This window comes from Streptomyces sp. NBC_00887 (genome assembly GCF_045207585.1).
Genome location: NZ_CP108788.1, coordinates 79612 through 96982 on the forward strand (window position 1 = coordinate 79612; position 17371 = coordinate 96982).

Below are 17371 nucleotides of genomic sequence, written 5' to 3' on the forward strand. Positions count from 1 at the left end.
ATGCCTTTCACGCGTTGATGAAGGTCTGGCGCTGGGTACCGAGGCCATCGATGGACAGCTCGACGACATCGCCTTTGCGCAGGTAAGGGGTACCCGGCAGGCCAAGGGCCACGCCGGCCGGAGTGCCGGTGTTGATGACGTCGCCCGGGCGCAGCACCATGTACTGGCTCAGGTACCAGACCAGATGGGCAACGTTGAAGATCATGTTCTTGGTGGTGCCGTCCTGGCGTGTGGTGCCGTTCACTGTGAGGCGCAATCCCAGTGCTTGAGGGTCGCTGACCTCGTCGGCTGTGACCAGCCAGGGGCCCATCGGGTTGAACGTCTCGCAAGACTTGCCGAGGTCCCACTGGGGGGAGAGTTCGAGCTGGTACTCGCGCTCGGAGACATCGTGACTGACCGCGTAACCGGCGATGTGCTCGGCGGCCTCGTCCGGGCTCGCCAGGTAGCGGGCCTCGCGTCCGATGACGACCGCTAGTTCGACCTCCCAGTCGGTTTTCACCGAACCGCGCGGGATGAGGACCTGGTCATAGGGGCCCACCACGGTGGCCGGGTCCTTCATGAAGACGACCGGCCGCTCCGGGACGGCCGCGCCGGTCTCCTCTGCGTGGTCGCGGTAGTTGAGACCGACGCACACCACCTTGCCGGGGCGAACGACAGGCGCGCCTATCCGCTGACCGACCGAGACGAGGGGCGGCAACGCGCCGTCGGCAAGCGCCTGCCGCACCTGGCCGATCCCTCCAGAGGCGAGGAAACTCGCGTCGATGTCGGCAGTCAGGCTCCGCAGGTCGTGCACGGTGCCGTTCTCTCCAAGAACTGCCGGAATCTCCGCCTCTGGCGCACCGATGCGCAGTAGCTTCATGCTCGTCTCCCGTTCGATGCGCTGGACGACAGCGCCTCGCAGATCAACACATCGGATGAATCCGTCTAGCGCGATCATACGGCCGACATCACCCGTCCGCAAGAAGTCATCCGATGACTGCGGACGATCACATGCGGAGGACTGCACAAATGTGCAGGTCAGAGGCGATCTAGAAAGCTCCGCGGGAGCGATCTCAGGTTGACGACGCCACGGGTACGAATGATCAGGGTTGTCCTCTTGTCAGGCCGTTTCCCGACTCGTATGGTCCTCATTATCACAAGCCATCCGATGACTGTGGGGCTAGATCCGCCTCCCGCCGCGGATCACACGGGGCATCAACCGGCCGCTCTCCCTGGACGAGGGCATGACCAAGGCCGGGTCACCTCTCGGTATGGGCCTCGATCCCCCTGTCATGCCAGACAGAACGCGTCGGCAACCCAGCCAAGGAGAACAGCACGATGAAGCCTCGCTCCTCCAGAATCGCGGCCGCCGCCGCCGTGGCCCTCGTCGCCGGCTTCGCCACGGCCTGCAACCGCGACAACACCGACTCCGTCTCCAGCAGCGACGCCTCGGTCGGCATCGACCTGCCGCGGTCGGACTCCGACTTCTGGAACTCCTACGCCCAGTACATCGACCAGGAGACCAAGCACCAGCGGGTTAAGACCCTGCCGGTGAGCAACTCCCAGAACGACGTGACCAAACTGGTTGCCAACGTCCAGGTCTTACAGAACACCGGAGCGAAGGCTGTCGTCATGGCGCCGCAGGACACTGGTGCCATCGCCTCCACGCTCGACCAGCTCGCCACGAAGAAGATCCCCGTCGTCAGCGTCGACACACGCCCCGACAAGGGTGACGTCTACATGGTCGTCCGCGCCGACAACCGGGCGTACGGCACCAAGGCATGCGAATACCTCGGGGAGCAGCTCGGCGGCATGGGCAAGGTCGCGGAACTGCAGGGGGCCCTCGACTCCATCAATGGCCGTGACCGCTCCGAGGCCTTCGCCTCCTGCATGAAGGAGAAGTTTCCCGGCATCAAGGTGATCGAGCTGGCCACCGACTGGAAGGGCGACGTCGCCTCGGCGAAGCTCCAGTCGACCCTGTCGGCTCATCCGGATCTGAACGGTATCTACATGCAGGCCGGTGGGGTCTTCCTGCAGCCGACCCTCACCCTGCTGAAGCAAAAGGGCCTGCTCAAGCCCGCCGGAAAGCCCGGGCACATCACCATCATCTCCAACGACGGCATCCCGCAGGAGCTCGACGCGATCCGTAAGGGACAGATCGACGCCACCATCTCCCAACCTGCCGACCTCTACGCCCGGTACGCCGTCTACTACGCCAAGGCGGCCGCCGAGGGCAAGACCTTCAAGCCCGGCCCAACCGACCACAACTCGACCATCGTCAAGCTGCCCAACGGGCTTGAGGATCAGCTCCCCGCTCCCCTGGTCACCAAGGAAAACGTCGACGACACGGCCCTCTGGGGCAACTCCATCAGCTAGCAGTCCCCGTGCCCGTGAGCGGCGGGCGGGCACTTCCCCCGGCCACCCGCCTCTCATGGAATCCTTGGAAAGGACACCTCCGCCATGGCGGACTCCCACCCCATACGGGGCCCCGTCGTCGAGGCCGACGGGATCAGCAAGCGCTACGGCGCCACAGTCGCTCTCAGCGGCGCCCGCATCTCTGTCGCATCCGGCGAGTCTCACGCGCTCGTAGGCCGCAACGGCGCCGGCAAGTCCACGCTCGTCAACGTTCTCACCGGGCTGCAGCGCCCGGACACCGGCACCCTGCGTTTCAACGGCGAGCCTGCCCCGGTCATCGGCGACACCGACGCCTGGCGCTCCCGCGTCGCATGCGTCTATCAGCGCTCCACCATCATTCCCGCACTGACCGTCGCCGAGAACCTCTTTCTGGACCGGCAGAGCAGCGGCGCGCTGCGCGCCATCAGCTGGAAGGGGCTGCGCCATCGCGCCAAGGACCTCCTCACCGAGTACGGCGTGGACGTCGACCCCACCGCCCGTGCGCAAGACCTGACCGTCGAGCAGCGCCAGTTCGTGGAGATCGGCCGCGCATTGTCATTCGGCGCCCGGTTCATCATCCTCGACGAGCCCACCGCGAAACTGGACGCACGCGGTATCGACCGGCTCTTCGAAAAGCTGCGCTCACTGCAGCAGCAGGGCGTCGCCTTCCTGTTCATCTCGCACCACCTGCAGGAGGTCTACGACCTGTGCACCACGGTCACGGTCTACCGGGACGCCCGCCATATCGTCACCGCCCCCGTCGCGGAGCTGAGCAAGCAAGCCCTGGTGGAGGCGATGACCGGAGAGCAGTCTCTGGGAACCGAGCCCAGTTGGTCGGTCAGTGGCCGGATGCGTGCGGACGGTGCCCCTCTGCTCGACATCGATGGCCTGTGCCTTGAGGGCAACTACCAAGAGGTCTCTCTGACCGCGCGCCCCAGCGAAGTGGTGGGACTCGCCGGCGCCGCCGCCAGCGGCAACGTACAGCTCGGTGAGACCATCGCCGGTCTACGTCGGCCCGACAGCGGAACCATCACGGTGGCCGGCTGCAAAGTCCGCACCGGGCAGGTGCCCGCCGCACTCGCTGCCGGCGTCGGCTTCGTCCCCGAGGACCGGCACATCCAGGGCCTTGTCCCTCAGCGGAGCGTCGCCGAGAACGCCACATTGACGGTCACCAGTCAGCTGGGTCCGTGCGGCGTCGTACTGCCCTCGCGCATCCGGTCCTTCGCGGCGCGCATGATCGCCGCTCTCGACATCAAGACTCCCGGGCCCTCCGCTCCCGTCTCCGCGCTGTCCGGAGGCAATCAGCAGAAGGTCGTCATCGCGCGCGCTCTCGCCATCGAGCCCCATGTCCTGGTCGCGATCAGGCCCACCAACGGCGTCGACATCAAGTCCAAGGAGTCCCTACTGAGCACCGTCCGGCAGGTCGCCGACGATGGAAAGACCGCACTGATCGTCTCCGACGAACTCGACGACCTGCGCGTCTGCGACCGTGTCGTGACGATGTTCCACGGACGCGTTATCGCCGAGTTCGAGCACGGATGGAGTGACGAACAACTGGTCGCTGCCATGGAAGGCATAACCGACCCCACCGAAAAGGAACAGCATGCCTCCCGCCACTGAGCTGCGTGCGCTGCCGGAGACCGGCACCACCGAGCCCGAAGGCCGCCGCCTCAAACTGGCACGGCTCCGCGATCTGTCGCTGGTCCCGGTGCTGCTCGTCCTGTGCCTCATCGGCTTCATCGTCTCGCCCGCGTTCCTCACCTCGGACAATCTGCTCGGCGTCGGCCAGCAGTCGACGGAGCTGAGTCTGCTCGTATTGGCTCAGGCGCTCGTCCTCATCGTCGGCCGGATGGATCTCTCTCTGGAGTCGACGATCGGCCTCGCCCCCGTTGTCGCCGTCTGGCTCGTACTCCCCGACCACGGTGCGAGATTCAACGGCCTCGGCCTGCTCCCGGAGTGGACGTCCATACCGCTTTGCCTGCTGGTCGGCGCCATTATCGGCCTGATCAACGGGTTCCTGATCCTCAAGCTACGGCTCAACGGTTTCATCGTCACACTGGGTGGGCTCACGCTGCTGCGCGGCTTGCAGATCGCTATCTCCGAGGGTCAGTCCATCGTCAACGTGCCCCGCTCGTTCAGCTACCTCGGCAGCGCCACCTGGCTCGGCGTCCCAGCCGCGGTCTGGATCTGCACGGTGCTCTTCGCCATCGGGGGCAGCACCCTCGCCTGGCTGCGTCATGGCCGCGCGCTCTATGCGATCGGCGGCAACGCCGAGGCCGCCCGCGCCGCGGGCATCCGCGTCGACCGGCTCGTGTGGGCCGTACTGATCATCGGCAGTCTTCTCGCCGCGTTTGCCGGAATCCTCTACACCGGCCACTACGGCTCCATCTCCGCAGATCAGGGCAGCGGTTGGATCTTCCAGGTCTTCGCCGCCACGGTCATCGGCGGTGTGAGCCTCAACGGCGGCCGGGGCACTCTGTTCGGTGCGCTCACGGGTGTGCTCACTCTGCAACTCGTAGTCAACGTCATGACCCTGGCAGGTGTGCCGCCTCTCTGGAACCAGTTCCTCAACGGCGCGATCATCATCGTCGCGCTCATCATCTCCCGCTTCGCGTCCGGCGAGAAGCAGGAGTAGCCGGCTCCAGTGACCAACTGAGAGCAGCCGAGCGGCGCCGCCCATCTGGGGAGAGTCAGGCGCGCGCCGCTTCGGCCCACGCAGGAGGGGCACACCATGACAGTGACCAACCAGGCCATCGAAAGAGATGATCGTTTCCAGCGCCTTGAGACCCGGTGCTCGATTGCCCAACGAGTGCGACTGGCAGGCCAGCATTGCTCGGCATTCTTTCCACCCACACCCAGCGGCTCCGCATCGTGCGCGGCACCCACGCGCCGACGCGCGAGCAGGCCCATCGCAAACACGAGGCCATCTGCCGGGCCTTGGCCGTCCGCGACGCCTCGCTCGCCGCGGACGCCAGCTCTGTGCATGTCGCCGCCGTCGAGGACTGGCTGACGAACGGAATCTCCCGGGAATTCTCCGGTCAGGGGGCCTTCCCTCCTTAGGGTGTCGGCCTACATCTGACGTCACCACGTCACGGCGACGGCCAAGCGCCACCCACCGCGGACCAGCCCGGCCATTGATACAGGCAGGGCGCGAAACATGACAGATGACCGGTCGTCAGGGACGGCGTCATCGTACGTGCAACGAACCACTGCGCCACAACTCGACGATGGCAGCGCCGCGCACCTCGATGCGCGCGCCCCGGCGGTGATACATCGCACCCGTGGACTCGGCGAGCACACCCGCTGCGTCTCGTGCCACGGCTGGCGACGGAGCGACAACGATGAACGTCTGCGTTCCTTGCAATCCGTCGGCACTGCGGGTTCCAAAGGTTACTTGCCAGTGTTGCACTTCGACCTCCCGATGTGTGCGCCGTGCACGCAATACATCCGATGTTTAATTCATCGTAGGTGCACCATGCGATCTGGGCAAGTTTCGCCAGCTGCCGGAGACTGCCTCCCTCCTGCAGTCATTCCCAAGTTTGGGCAACCTGGGCGCCACGCATCCATTCACTGTGGCCAGTATTCAACCGATGTCTGTCGCAACATCGCAGTAATCCCGCCGAGGCGGCCGCGCCGGCCTCAGGCGTCGAGCGCGACTGGACTGCAGCCGTGGACACCCAACGCAGGGTGGCATCCCGCACGATCCATGGATCGGATGAATGTGCGTCACAAAGTGCCTCAACTTAACAACTGAACCCTGTGAAAAAGGTGTTGCTCCGATGTATGGCCTGCCCTAGCCTTCCACCTGCCGGGCCCCGGTGACCGTCGTCACTCTGCGCTACCCGAACGCAAGGAGGAGGACCCATGTCAAGGGTTCAGATCAACCGAGCCGGCTCCCGAAAGCGAAAGGGGGTAGGACGGTCCGTGGTCGCGTCCGTTGGCACACTCATGGCCTTGTGCACCACGGTCGTGACGGCCGGCCCCGCCGCCGCGGCACCGAACCCCGTCGTCGCCGTCAACGACCACGACACGCCCGCACAAATCCTGGAGAAGGCAGCGTCCCTGACGCCGAGTCAGCGGCAACTGGACTGGCAGCTGGAAGAGCTGACCGGGTTCATCCACTTCGGCCCGAACACATTCACCTTCAAGGAATGGGGGACGGGGACCGAGGACCCCGACGTCTTCAATCCAACCAATCTGGACACCGACCAGTGGGCTGAGATGTTCAAGGAGGCGGGCTTCAAGAAGGTCATCCTCACCGCCAAGCACCATGACGGCATGCTGCTGTTCCCCTCGGCCTACTCCAGCCACGGCGTGGCCTCCAGCAACTGGATGAGTGGCAAAGGCAACGTGCTGAAGTCGTTCACCGACTCGTTCCGCAATCACGGCCTCAAGGTCGGCGTCTATCTCTCGCCGTCGGACGGTCACGAGTACCACGCCGGCAGGTTCGGCAACGGCAGCACGCCGAAGCCCACGCACATCCCGACCATCAGTGACGGCACGGACAGGGGCTTCGACTTCCCCGCGGTCGACGACTACAACCGCTACTACATGAACACCTTCTACGAGGTGCTCACCAAGTACGGCAAGCTCGATGAGATCTGGCTGGACGGAGCCAACCCGTGGCCGGACGCCCCCCAGCGCTACAACTTTTCTGACTGGATCACCATGATCCGTACGCTCCAGCCGACCGCGGTGGTCTTCCAGGACGGCGGCCCCGACGCACGATTTGTCGGCACTGAGGAGGGGCTGACTCATCGCGTGTCGGAGTGGTCGGCGGTTCCCAACATCGGCGATCCCGCCACCGCGGCGGACTCCGTGATACCCGTGCCTGGCGGCAGCAACTCTGCGAGCGATCTGGGAAGTGACGCCCTGCTGTCACAGCGCAATGCAGATGGCACCAGCAAGTGGGACATGGTCCGATGGCAGCCGGCCGAGTGCGACGGCATGTTGCAGGCTCCGTCCTGGTTCTGGGACCCGGGAGCCAAGCCGGTCTCGCTGGCCACCCTCCAGCACATGTATATGAACTCGGTGGGCAAGAACTGCCAGCTCCTGCTGAACGTCGCCCCTGACAACACCGGACGGATGCCGGCCGAAGCAGTGGACCGCATGAGGCAGTTCGGCAGCTGGGTTCGATCCCTGAATGTAAAGGTCTCCTCCGGTGCCTCCGCCGCCAACGACACCGGCACCTCCAACACCAGCGGCAACGTTCCGAGCAACGTGCTGGACGGTGACGGCTCGACGGCCTGGCAGCCCAACGGAACCACCGGAAACCTCGTCATGGACCTCGGGCCTGCCAAGACCTTCAATGTGGTGAAACTCCAGGAAAACATCCAGGTCGGGCAGCGCGTGTCCAGCTTCGCCTTCGACGTCTGGGACGGCAACGGCTGGCAGGAGGCCGGCAAGGCCACAACCATCGGGTACAAGCGCCTATTGCACCTACCGAACGCCGTCACCACCACCAAGGTCCGGTTGAGGATCAACACGTCTAGGGCGCTGTCCCCGGCGATCGCGACCTTTTCCCTGCACTCCGACGGCGCGATCGACACGAATATGGCCTTCGGCAAGTCCGCCACGCAGTCCAGCACCCTCACAGGAAGCGGGCAGGCCAGCCGTGCTGCTGACGGGAACGCCGACGGCTCCTTCCCGGCCGGTTCGGTCACCCACACGTCCGAAACCCCGCTCGACAACAACCCCTGGTGGCAGGTCGACCTGGGCACCTCACAAACAGTCGGCCAGATCAAATTGTGGAACCGCACCGACTGCTGCTCCAACCGCCTCCGCGACTTCTACGTCTTCGCCTCCGACACACCATTCACGTCAAACGACCCTGCAACAACCAAGGCACAAACCGGCGTATGGCACACCCACCGGAGCGAAGCGGTCGGCACATCCCTGACACTCCCCGTCGGCACCAAGGCCCGCTACATCCGCGTACAGCTCGTCGGCTCCGACCGACCACTCTCCCTCAGCGAAGTAGAGGTATTCGCCAACATGGCGCTCAACCGCCCGGCGACCCAGTCCAGCACCCACCATCTCGGATCCAGCGCGGATCGGGCTGTGGACGGCAAGGCCGACGGAATCTTCTTCGCCGGTTCGGTCACCCACACGTCCGACACCCCGCTCGACAACAACCCCTGGTGGCAGGTCGACCTGGGCACCTCACAAACAGTCGGCCAGATCAAATTGTGGAACCGCACCGACTGCTGCTCCAACCGCCTCCGCGACTTCTACGTCTTCGCCTCCGACACACCATTCACGTCAAACGACCCTGCAACAACCAAGGCACAAACCGGCGTATGGCACACCCACCGGAGCGAAGCGGTCGGCACATCCCTGACACTCCCCGTCGGCACCAAGGCCCGCTACATCCGCGTACAGCTCGTCGGCTCCGACCGACCACTCTCCCTCAGCGAAGTCCAGGTCCTTGGGTGACCCCCGAGGTCTTCTCCAACACCATCGAGACCACCTAGTTGTCCGTCCTCTGTACCCACCCCAACGGTTTCGTCACCCGTAGCGCTCACAGTCCAAAGCGGGTGCGGTCCTCCAGCTGGTGGGACCGCACCCGCCAACCCGTTTCACAGCGCCCCGGTGACCGGCCACTAGCCGGGTACGGCGCCGTCGGCCCGCGCACCCAGTGCATGCGACGACTTGCCCTAAGCCCTGCTGAGTGCACTACCCGACATCGGTCATCCGATAGAGGCATCGTGGCAGTCGCTATCTCCGTCAAGGCGACAGCAGAGTTTCGGCGACGCCCATCGCGGCGAACCTTTCGGGGTCGCACTGCCCCCAGTGCCAGGCACGCAGGGTCGGGCTGGCTGCAGCCAACGCGCTGCTGAGCAGCCCGCCGCAGGCGGTGATGGCCTGGAGTACCTCAGCCGGTGAGGCAGTGGGGCGGACGTTCAGGTCAAAGGGAAGGTAGGCGTCGGCGGGCTGGGCTGCCAGCTGCCCTGCGTAGGCCAACAAGTCGTGGCCGATGTGCGCTGCGGTTTGCCAGCAGGTCCATTCAAGCGGTCCCGCTGGCACCGTCCAGTCCTCGGCGGTATGAGGGCTGAGCACCTGCAGCATCTCTGCCACGGCGGCGTCAACGTCCCGTTGATCAATGCAGCACCCTCCTTACGGTTCATGCTGTGCGACTGGCTGTGCCGGTTGTCGTTCATTCACGCCGTCACGGATCTGGGACGTCCGCCCTAGCGGATGCCCTTCTCGCTGCGGATGCGGGCTCGTTCCTTCCCCTGGGCAGCGAGTACGTCGGGGTGGCGGGCGTTGGCTTGCGCCAGCGCAGGTAGGCGCGCAGGGCCCAGGTCTGCGCAGGATGGCTGCGGTGGTTGGAGTTGGCCAGGGTGAACTGGCGCAGCGGGCCGGAGTGCGCCTCGATGGGGTTGGCCCAGGAGGCGTAGGTCGGGGTGAATCACAGCTCGACCTTGTTCTTCTTCGCCCAGCGGCGAATCGTCGCGCCGGTGTGGGCGGAGAGGTTGTCCAGGAGGATGTAGGTCGGGGCGCCGTCGGGTCGGGCGGCGCGGATCGACTTCAGCGCGGCCAGGCTGTTGGCGGTGCCTTTGCGGCGGTGGTTGACGCCCCATAGGCGGTCGTCGCCGACGGAGTAGCAGCCGTGGAAGTAGGTGACGCCGTGGGTGCGGCGGTAGGTCGCCGGCAGCCGGTTGGGCCTGCCCTGCTTCGCCCAGCAGGAGCCCGCGGTGGGTCTGATCCCCAGCGGCCACAACTCGTCGAAGGCGAAGATGCGGTCGGGGAAGCGGTCCAGCACCTGCTCGATGCGGTAGAGCTTGGCGTCGGGGCCGGGGTCGGGCGATTCCTTCCAGGTCTTGGTGCGCTGGAAGGTGATGCCGCGGCGCAGGAGCAGGCACCGTAAGGCTTCCCGGCCGATGCGGATGACGCGTCCGTGCACGCGGCGCAGGTCGGGGACGGCCTCCCGCCCATCGAGGGTCCAGACAGGCCAGACCGATCTCGTTGAACCGGTGGATCACCTCCCGCGCCGTGTCCTCGTCGGCCTGGACCAGCTGCGCGATCACCGGGACCCGGTTTCCGCCGGCGGACGCCAGCAGCATCCTCGGCGTCCTGGAGGCGCGGCACGGCTCCGGGGTCTATGTGCCCTGTCTGACGATCTCCTGGAGAGCTGCGGCCTGTTCGCGGATAATGTCCTTCTGGTCTCCGAGCTGCGACTCGAGGCAGGCCACGCGCAGCGCCATCGCCTGAGTGCAGTGGTCATCGACCCGACCGACTCCGTCCGCGACCAGGCCATCGCCAAGACCCTCAGCACGACTCTTACCTGGAAGGTCCTCGCCTGACAGCACCGTTTGACCAGAGCAGTGCGGCCTCGGCGCGATCTCACCGAGGCCGCGCCGCACGCTGCCCGCCCTCACGGAGAGGATCAGTTCCCGCGGCCCTGCCGCCAGGCACTTCAGTGAGACACGCCTGATCTGGCTCAGTTCGGCGAAAGCTGGCTACTCGGCACGATCTGCTGGGGCGTGTTCGGACTCGACCAGAGCAACTTCATGTGCGCCTCCCCGGTCTGCTCCGTGTGCTCGACCCTGATGGCGTACTTCTTGCCAGCTTGGAGATCGACGGCGCCCTTGTCGACAGTCGGCGCGTGCGGCCGGGTGTTGTCAATGATGAGTCTGCCGTCGACCCAGACCCGGACAGTGTCGTCGGACACGGTCGTGAACACGTACTTCTCGCTGTAGCGCGGCTCGATCGTTCCGGTCCATCGGGTGCCGAAGTGATCCGAGGGGATACTCTCAGCCGGTGAACCACCAAACCGCCAGGCGTAGTTGATGGTCGGATCGGTGCGCGTGGCCCTTGGGCTCCCCGACAGCTGGTCGTTGTCGAAGATCTCGGCCTTGAGGCCGGTGCCGGTTCCCTCGGCCGTAGGAGCGGGCGGGGTGATCGACAGCTTGATCACCGTGGCGGCCGGGTTCGTGTCGTCGCCGGATGGAATGATGTCGTATCCGTCGCCCGCCTTGGTGACCGTGACCTTCTGGCCGCTACCCAGGACGCTCGCGCTGCCGACGGTGAACCCGGTGGTGGTGGTGGTGAGGTGCAGCGGCTTGCCCGCACCGGGCCAGTGGTAGACCGAGGCGTACAGGTCGTTGCCCGACCGGCTGACCACACCCCAGTCGGGTTCGGCGACGACGCCGGGGAAGCCCGCCTTGTAGATCGCGGCGCCCTGCCCTGACCGGTCCAGCCAGTCACCGATCTCCTTGAGCGCGGCGATGGATGGAGCGGGCACGCGTCCGAGCTTGTCGGGGCCGATGTTGAGGAGGTAGTTGCCGCTCCTACTCGTGGTGTTCAGCAGGTTCCGGGTGAGCTCTGCACCCGACTTCCAATTGTTGTCCCGACGTGAGTAGCCCCATGTGTTGTTCATGGTCATGCAGCTCTCCCAGAGCTGCCCGTCCACCGGTGCCTCCGGGATCTCCTGCTCCGGTGTGCCGTAGTCGCCATCGGAGACCCGCCGCTTGCCGACCCGGTTGTTGATCACCATTGAGGGATCCAGGTCACGCAGGTAGGACTCCAACTCCTCGCCGTCGCGTGCGGACCACGGATTCACCGGCCGGTCCGAGGCGACGGTCCACTCCCCGTCGAACCACATCAGGTCCGGGTCGTAGCCGTCGATCAACTCCTTGAGCTGCGCCCGCATCCGCTCCTTGTACTGGGGGAAGTCGCCGGTGAAATTGGGGTCGTGCCAGTCCCAGATCGAGTAGTAGAAGCCGAGCTTGATGCCTTCGGCGTCGGCGGCCTGCTTCAGCTCGGCGAGGATGTCGCGGTTCTTGTCGAAGGACGAGTGGTCGCGCAGGTTCCAGGTGTTCTGCTTGGTCGGCCACATCGCGTAACCGTCATGGTGCTTGGTGGTGATCACAATGTACTTCTGGCCAGCGCTCTTGGCCGCCGCGACGATGGCCTTCGCGTCGAACTCCTTCGGGTTGAAGGTCGCCGCCTGCTTCTCGTACTCGTCCTTCGGAATGCTGCAGAGGTACTGCAGCCATTCAGCGCCTCCCGAGTACTGGCAGGTCGAGCCATCGGGACGCGTGTATTCGCCCTCGAGATTGGAGTAGGCGCCGAAGTGGATGAACATGCCGAACCTGTTGTCGCGGAACCACGCCGTGCGTTCGGCCGTGAACGGGTCGTCGGTCGCGTAGTTCGTTCCGGGACCAGGGGCGGCGGCCACAGCTCCCTGGTCCGGTTGGGCGGACGACGTCGTGGGGGCGAGCGTCAGCAAGCCGACGAGCGTGACGGTCAAGGCGATGGCCCTGTCGCGTGTGAACATCATGGACATGTGCAGTACCTCCCTGTGGTCGTGGGCATCGTGAAGCAGGACGCCCCTCACAAGTGGCGTGTGCCGCCAAGAGTTCTCCCCTTGTCGGCGACCGTTCCTTGGCGGCCGTCGACCGGGAGCCGGTCAGCCGGCGAGCCGCCACTTCTGGTTGGTCTTGCCGTGGCAGGCGTAGAGGATCAGCTTGGTGCCGTCGGCAGTTCCGGCTGCGTTGGCGTCCAGGCACTTACCGAAGGCCTCTAGCTCCTGATTCTGTTGGTCATACATCCACTTCTGGGCGGCGGTGCCGTTGCAGGTGTACAGCTGCACCGGTGTGCCGTCGTCCGTCCGCGCCGCCTCGACGTCCATGCACTTGCCGAGGGCCCGGATCTCACCGCTCGGGGCGGAGAAGGTCCACTTCTGAGCAGCAGTGCCATTGCAGGTGTAGAGCTGTAGATCGTTGCCGTCCTGCGAATTGGCCGCGGGGACGTCCACGCACTTGCTGCTGGCGACACCGACGATCGCCGTGGACAGGGCACCGGTGGTCTTGTAGACGTGACCGGCTTCCCCGTCGAAGCTGATGCGCTGCCCATCGCGTGTCGGGGTGATGGCCCGGCCGGTGGTGGTGTCGACCACGCTGAACGCCCCGAGGAACATGGAGCTGCGTACGGCGACCGGGCCGTTCTTGGCCGGTGCCAAAGTGAACTCGGCGGCCCCGTGCTCCTTCCACGAGGCGCCCACCGTGACGTTGCCGCGCGCCTTCAGACCAGTGAACGATCCGTTCTTCCAGGTGCCCGGCAGCGCCGGCAGGGGGCGGATGTCGCCGCTCTGGCTCTGCAGCAGCATCTCGGTCATCCCCGAGGTGGCGCCGAAGTTGCCGTCGATCTGAAAGGTGGAGTCGTTGCCCAGGGGGTGCAAGTCAAACAGGTTGGGATAGGTGTTTGACTTAAGCTGCTCGGCGAGCAACTTGTGCGCGCGATCACCATCGAGCAGCCGCGCCCAGAAGTTCGTCTTCCATGCCCTGCTCCAGCCGGGGGAGTCAAACCCGGTTCCGCCATCTCCGCGCGCGTCCAGTGACACCTCGGCCGCGTCGGCGAACCTGGGCGTCGTGTCCGGGGAGATCTGGTGGCCCGGGTGAAGGGCATACAAGTGGGAGACGTGGCGGTGGGTGTTGTCACTCCTGTCCCTGTCAGCCTTCCACTCCTGCAGTTGACCCCAATTGCCCACGCGCAGACCGGGGTCGAGCTTGCCCAGTGCCGCCTGGAGGTCGCCCTGGAAGGAAGAGCTGACGTTCAGTTCCTTGGCCGCGGCGAGCGTGTCGGTCAGCAGCCCCCACACAATCTGCTGGGCCATAGAAGCACCGGCGGTGAAGTCCCCGTGTTCGGGCGAGAGGCTGGGCGTCACCACCAGCTTGCCGTCCCTCGGATCGGTGCGCAGGTTCTGCAGCCAGAACTGCGAGGCGCCCTTCAGCAGCGGATAGGCGCGGTCACGCAGGAACGCCGTATCCTTGCTGAAGAGGTACTGGTCATAGACTTGCGAGGCGAGCCAGCCGTTGGCCTCGGGGAACCAGAACGAAGTGGCGTAGTTGTGGACGCCGGTGAAGCCGTACGGGTTGGTCTCGTTGTGCACAACCCAACCGGGCGAACCGAACATGTCCGTCGCGGACCTAGTGCCCGCGTTCTTCAGGTCCTCGACGAACGCGGTGAACGGCTCGGCGGTCTCGGCCAGGTTGGTCTGGGCGGCGGGCCAGTAGTTCATCTGGAGGTTGATGTTGGTGTGATAGTCGGCGCTCCATGGCGGAGACGTCGAGTTGTTCCACACCCCCTGCAGATTCGCGGGCAGCGACCCAGGCCGCGAAGAGGCGATCAGCAGGTACCGGCCGTACTGATAGAAGAGCGCTTCTAAGGCCCGGTCCTGCGCGGACGCCCCACCCGAGTAGCTGGCGCGAAGCTGATCGGTGGGCTGACCGGGCATCGACTGGCCGATGTCGAGTCTCACCCGGTCGAACAGGCCCTGCTGATCGGCGGTATGGGCGCTCTTGAGGCTGTCGTACGACTTGGCGGACGCCGCGTCGACGGCCCTTGACACGCTTTCATGCGGGTCTGCGCCTCGATAACTTGGGTATTTCTGAGCGTAGTTGGTTCCCGCGCTCATCACGAAGGTCGCGCTGTCGGCACCCGTGACCGTCACCTGACCACCACTGTCGGTGACCGCGCCGCCTTGGGTCTTGACCTGGATCTGCGACTCGAAGACGAGACCGTTGTCGGCGAGCTTGCCACGAATGGTGAGCCGCCCGCCGTTCGCCGTGGCGGTGAAGTCACTTCGCGGCGAGGAGTATCCGAGCGTGAACGAGACCTTGCCGGCCTGGTTCGCGCCGAGTCGCCCGGCGATGACCTTGTCCGGGTGGCTGGCGAAGTACTCCCGCTCAAAGATGGCGCCGCCCGCGTCGTACCTGACACCGGCGACCGCGTTGCGAATGTCCAGGGAGCGGCGGTAGTTCGTGTACGAGGGCTCTCCTCCGGACATCGACAGGTTCAGGTCGCCGAAGGTCTGATAGTCACCGAAGCCGGTCTTGGCTTGGCCGAGCTTGCCGGCGACCCAGGGCGGACCGGCCTGTCCGTCGCGGTTGATGGTGTCGACGACTTCCTGTAGCGCCGCCGGACGGGGCGAGGTCCAGTTGCCCGAGTTGTATCCGGCGGCCCCCGGCCCCCCTGTCCACAGTGTCTTTTCGTTGAACTGAAGCTTCTCTATGCCCACTCCCCCGTACACCGTGGCCCCCATGGCTCCGTTGCCGATGGGCAGTGCTTCCTTGTGCCAGTCGGCGGCGGGATTGGCGTACCACAGGGTGAAGGGGTCGGCTGCTGCGGCTATGGCCCCGGTTTCAGGTGCAGCCATGGCCGCACTCGTGACCGACGCTGCGCACAGCACCCCGACCACAGCAAGCGGGGGGAGAAGCCCCCACTTCCGCGTTCCAGATCTTCTGATCATCGCGTGCGCATCTCCTCGGCTCTAGGAGGCTCGTGGCGGTGACACCATAGAGTCGACGAGACATCGGATCAATACTTCTCACACACGGAGGTTTGGGTCGTCACATTCGTCATGAATATCCCGATAGTTGAGAGTGATCCCGAAAGATTTGCCCGATGAATGACTCTCCAGCCCCAGTTCTCTCGCTCGGATGGCAGCACATCGGAAGACACCGGTCGGGTCAACGTGCCGGGCGCGCCGTCACGTTGACCCGACCGAAATCCGTTGGGCCCTCAGCGCATGGCAGGCGGGCGTCACGCGGAGCGATAGATCCGATGATACGCCACTCTTTCCCTCAATCTCACGGGAATTCAACTCCAGGTCTTGCTCATAGACCCGATGTGTTGCAGGCTCTTGTCCGAAACTTCGAACCAGACGCCATGACGGAGCCTCACCATTCGTCGGTGCACATCGAGCCCGCGAAGCGCACCGAATCCACCATTCCTCCACGCACACCGTCACGGAGAGGCGACGCACATGTCCCGTCGCAGGACCGGCACATCGAAAGCCCGTTGGCATTCATGGCGGACCGCGACACCGGCTGCCACCATCGCCGCATGCAGGGGCGTGCCGACCGGCTGCGCCGTCGCCGACAAGGCCGACGGTTTTGATGAACCGGGCTGACTGATCCACTATCGCGCGGCAGGGCGATCCCAGGGCCGAAGTCGCACTTGCCCTTGGAGTCTCGGGGACACCGCACGAGCGGACGGCATAGGTGCCGGCTCCCTCCCCGCGGCCCCATCCGACCGCACCACCACCAGGTGATCACCATGTCCGAAAGCGCCACCGCCTACATCGCCCCTCGAATACCCCTCGCAGACCCTGACTTGACCGCGCGTATCCGCAGCGGTCCGCCAGCTGCCGCCGCGGCTGCGTTGGAGGAGCTGTACCGGCGTTACCGCACCTCGGTTCTGATCTACGCACGCAGCTGCACCCAGGACTCGCACACCGCAGAAGACCTCGCCGCGGAAGCATTCGCCCGCACACTGCGGGCCGTACGAGGTGGGACAGGCCCCACGGGCCCCTGGCGGCCCTACCTCATTGCCACCATTCGTCGCACAGCTGCTGACTGGGCCACAACCGCGCGCCGGACCGAACTCGCCGCCGACCTCGAGACTCGACTGCCCGACGCTCCGATGGCAGCGAGCGGAGAGGAGCTGATGTTGGTGCAGGAGGACGCGGATTTGGTGCGCCGAGCATTCCGGAGACTCCCTGAGCGCTGGCAGATCGCCTTGTGGCAGTCGGCCGTAGAGGGCCAGGCCCCCGGCACCATGGCTCCGCTGCTCGGTCTCAGTCCCAGCGGCGTCACGTCCCTGGTTGCCCGCGCCCGCCAAGGGCTGCGCGCGGCCTATCTGGCCGAGCAGGTAGCGGGTGAGGCATCGCCAGAGGAGTGCGGCGGCTTCCTAGGCCGCTGACGGCCCTTGAAAACGCCCCGGGCTGCGACCAGTGAGACAGGCGGCACTTCGCGGGCAGGCGCCACGGCGCCATGGACAGCGCGCTCCTGGGTGAGCCCAGGTGAGCCGAATGCTGTCGGACCCACAGGCACGTACCTACCAAGGGAGGCGGACGCCGGGGCAGTGGGTGACGGGGAGGAGGAGTGTGCGGCGGGGGGCGTCTCGGCCAGAGAGCGGCCGCGGAGCGGACCATGTCCCCTTCTCCGTCCGACGACACGGTCATGCATGCGACAGCGCCTCCCGTGACCAG

Annotated in this window: 12 protein-coding genes and 1 pseudogene; 7 read left to right on the plus strand and 6 right to left on the minus strand. The window is 65.6% G+C overall.

All coding sequences use genetic code 11. The features are described 5' to 3' along the window. Positions 1–7: 7 nt before the first annotated feature. On the minus strand, positions 8–859 hold the full coding sequence (locus tag OG844_RS00405; protein ID WP_406387315.1) for a fumarylacetoacetate hydrolase family protein: 852 nt from the start codon (positions 857–859) through the stop codon (positions 8–10). 458 nt (positions 860–1317) lie between these two features. Here OG844_RS00405 and OG844_RS00410 point away from each other — a divergent pair, with 458 nt between their 5' ends. From OG844_RS00410 to OG844_RS00425, 4 genes are all read left to right on the plus strand, one after another. Further along, entirely contained in the window at positions 1318–2355 is a 1038-nt protein-coding gene (locus OG844_RS00410) for a sugar ABC transporter substrate-binding protein (protein WP_406387316.1), read from the plus strand. 84 nt (positions 2356–2439) lie between these two features. Further along, a complete protein-coding gene (locus OG844_RS00415) occupies positions 2440–3993 on the plus strand; it encodes a sugar ABC transporter ATP-binding protein (protein WP_406387317.1) in 1554 nt (517 codons plus the stop codon). Beyond that, entirely contained in the window at positions 3977–5008 is a 1032-nt protein-coding gene (locus tag OG844_RS00420) for an ABC transporter permease (protein WP_406387318.1), read from the plus strand. Before OG844_RS00415 ends, OG844_RS00420 begins: the two co-directional genes overlap by 17 nt. A gap of 194 nt (positions 5009–5202) precedes the next feature. Then, on the plus strand, positions 5203–5433 hold the full coding sequence (locus OG844_RS00425; protein WP_406387320.1) for a hypothetical protein: 231 nt from the start codon (positions 5203–5205) through the stop codon (positions 5431–5433). A 127-nt stretch (positions 5434–5560) separates the two neighbouring features. Here the strand turns inward: OG844_RS00425 and OG844_RS00430 are convergent, their stop codons facing one another. After that, the gene (locus OG844_RS00430; protein WP_406387321.1) at positions 5561–5692 is read right to left on the minus strand and encodes a hypothetical protein; all 132 of its coding nucleotides are present in this window, start codon (positions 5690–5692) and stop codon (positions 5561–5563) included. 635 nt (positions 5693–6327) lie between these two features. Here OG844_RS00430 and OG844_RS00435 point away from each other — a divergent pair. After that, positions 6328–8808 (plus strand): discoidin domain-containing protein, encoded by a 2481-nt coding sequence (locus OG844_RS00435; RefSeq protein ID WP_406387322.1) that lies wholly within the window; start codon positions 6328–6330, stop codon positions 8806–8808. A 291-nt stretch (positions 8809–9099) separates the two neighbouring features. Here the strand turns inward: OG844_RS00435 and OG844_RS00440 are convergent, their stop codons facing one another. Next, a complete protein-coding gene (locus OG844_RS00440; RefSeq protein WP_406387323.1) occupies positions 9100–9450 on the minus strand; it encodes a DinB family protein in 351 nt (116 codons plus the stop codon). A 113-nt stretch (positions 9451–9563) separates the two neighbouring features. Next, positions 9564–10439 (minus strand): annotated as a pseudogene (locus OG844_RS00445) (transposase). Here OG844_RS00445 and OG844_RS00450 point away from each other — a divergent pair. Continuing rightward, complete coding sequence (locus OG844_RS00450) at positions 10350–10679, plus strand: hypothetical protein (protein WP_406396387.1); 330 nt, start codon at positions 10350–10352, stop codon at positions 10677–10679. The pseudogene OG844_RS00445 and the gene OG844_RS00450 overlap by 90 nt on opposite strands. 137 nt (positions 10680–10816) lie before the next feature. On the opposite strand, the gene OG844_RS00455 is transcribed toward OG844_RS00450, so the two are convergent. Then, a complete protein-coding gene (locus OG844_RS00455) occupies positions 10817–12658 on the minus strand; it encodes an alpha-L-fucosidase (protein ID WP_406395939.1) in 1842 nt (613 codons plus the stop codon). A 129-nt stretch (positions 12659–12787) separates the two neighbouring features. After that, entirely contained in the window at positions 12788–15535 is a 2748-nt protein-coding gene (locus OG844_RS00460) for a glycosyl hydrolase family 95 catalytic domain-containing protein (RefSeq protein WP_406387324.1), read from the minus strand. 902 nt (positions 15536–16437) lie between these two features. Between OG844_RS00460 and OG844_RS00465 the strand changes: the two genes are divergently transcribed. Continuing rightward, entirely contained in the window at positions 16438–17082 is a 645-nt protein-coding gene (locus OG844_RS00465) for an RNA polymerase sigma factor (RefSeq protein ID WP_406387326.1), read from the plus strand. The last annotated feature ends 289 nt before the right edge of the window (positions 17083–17371 follow it).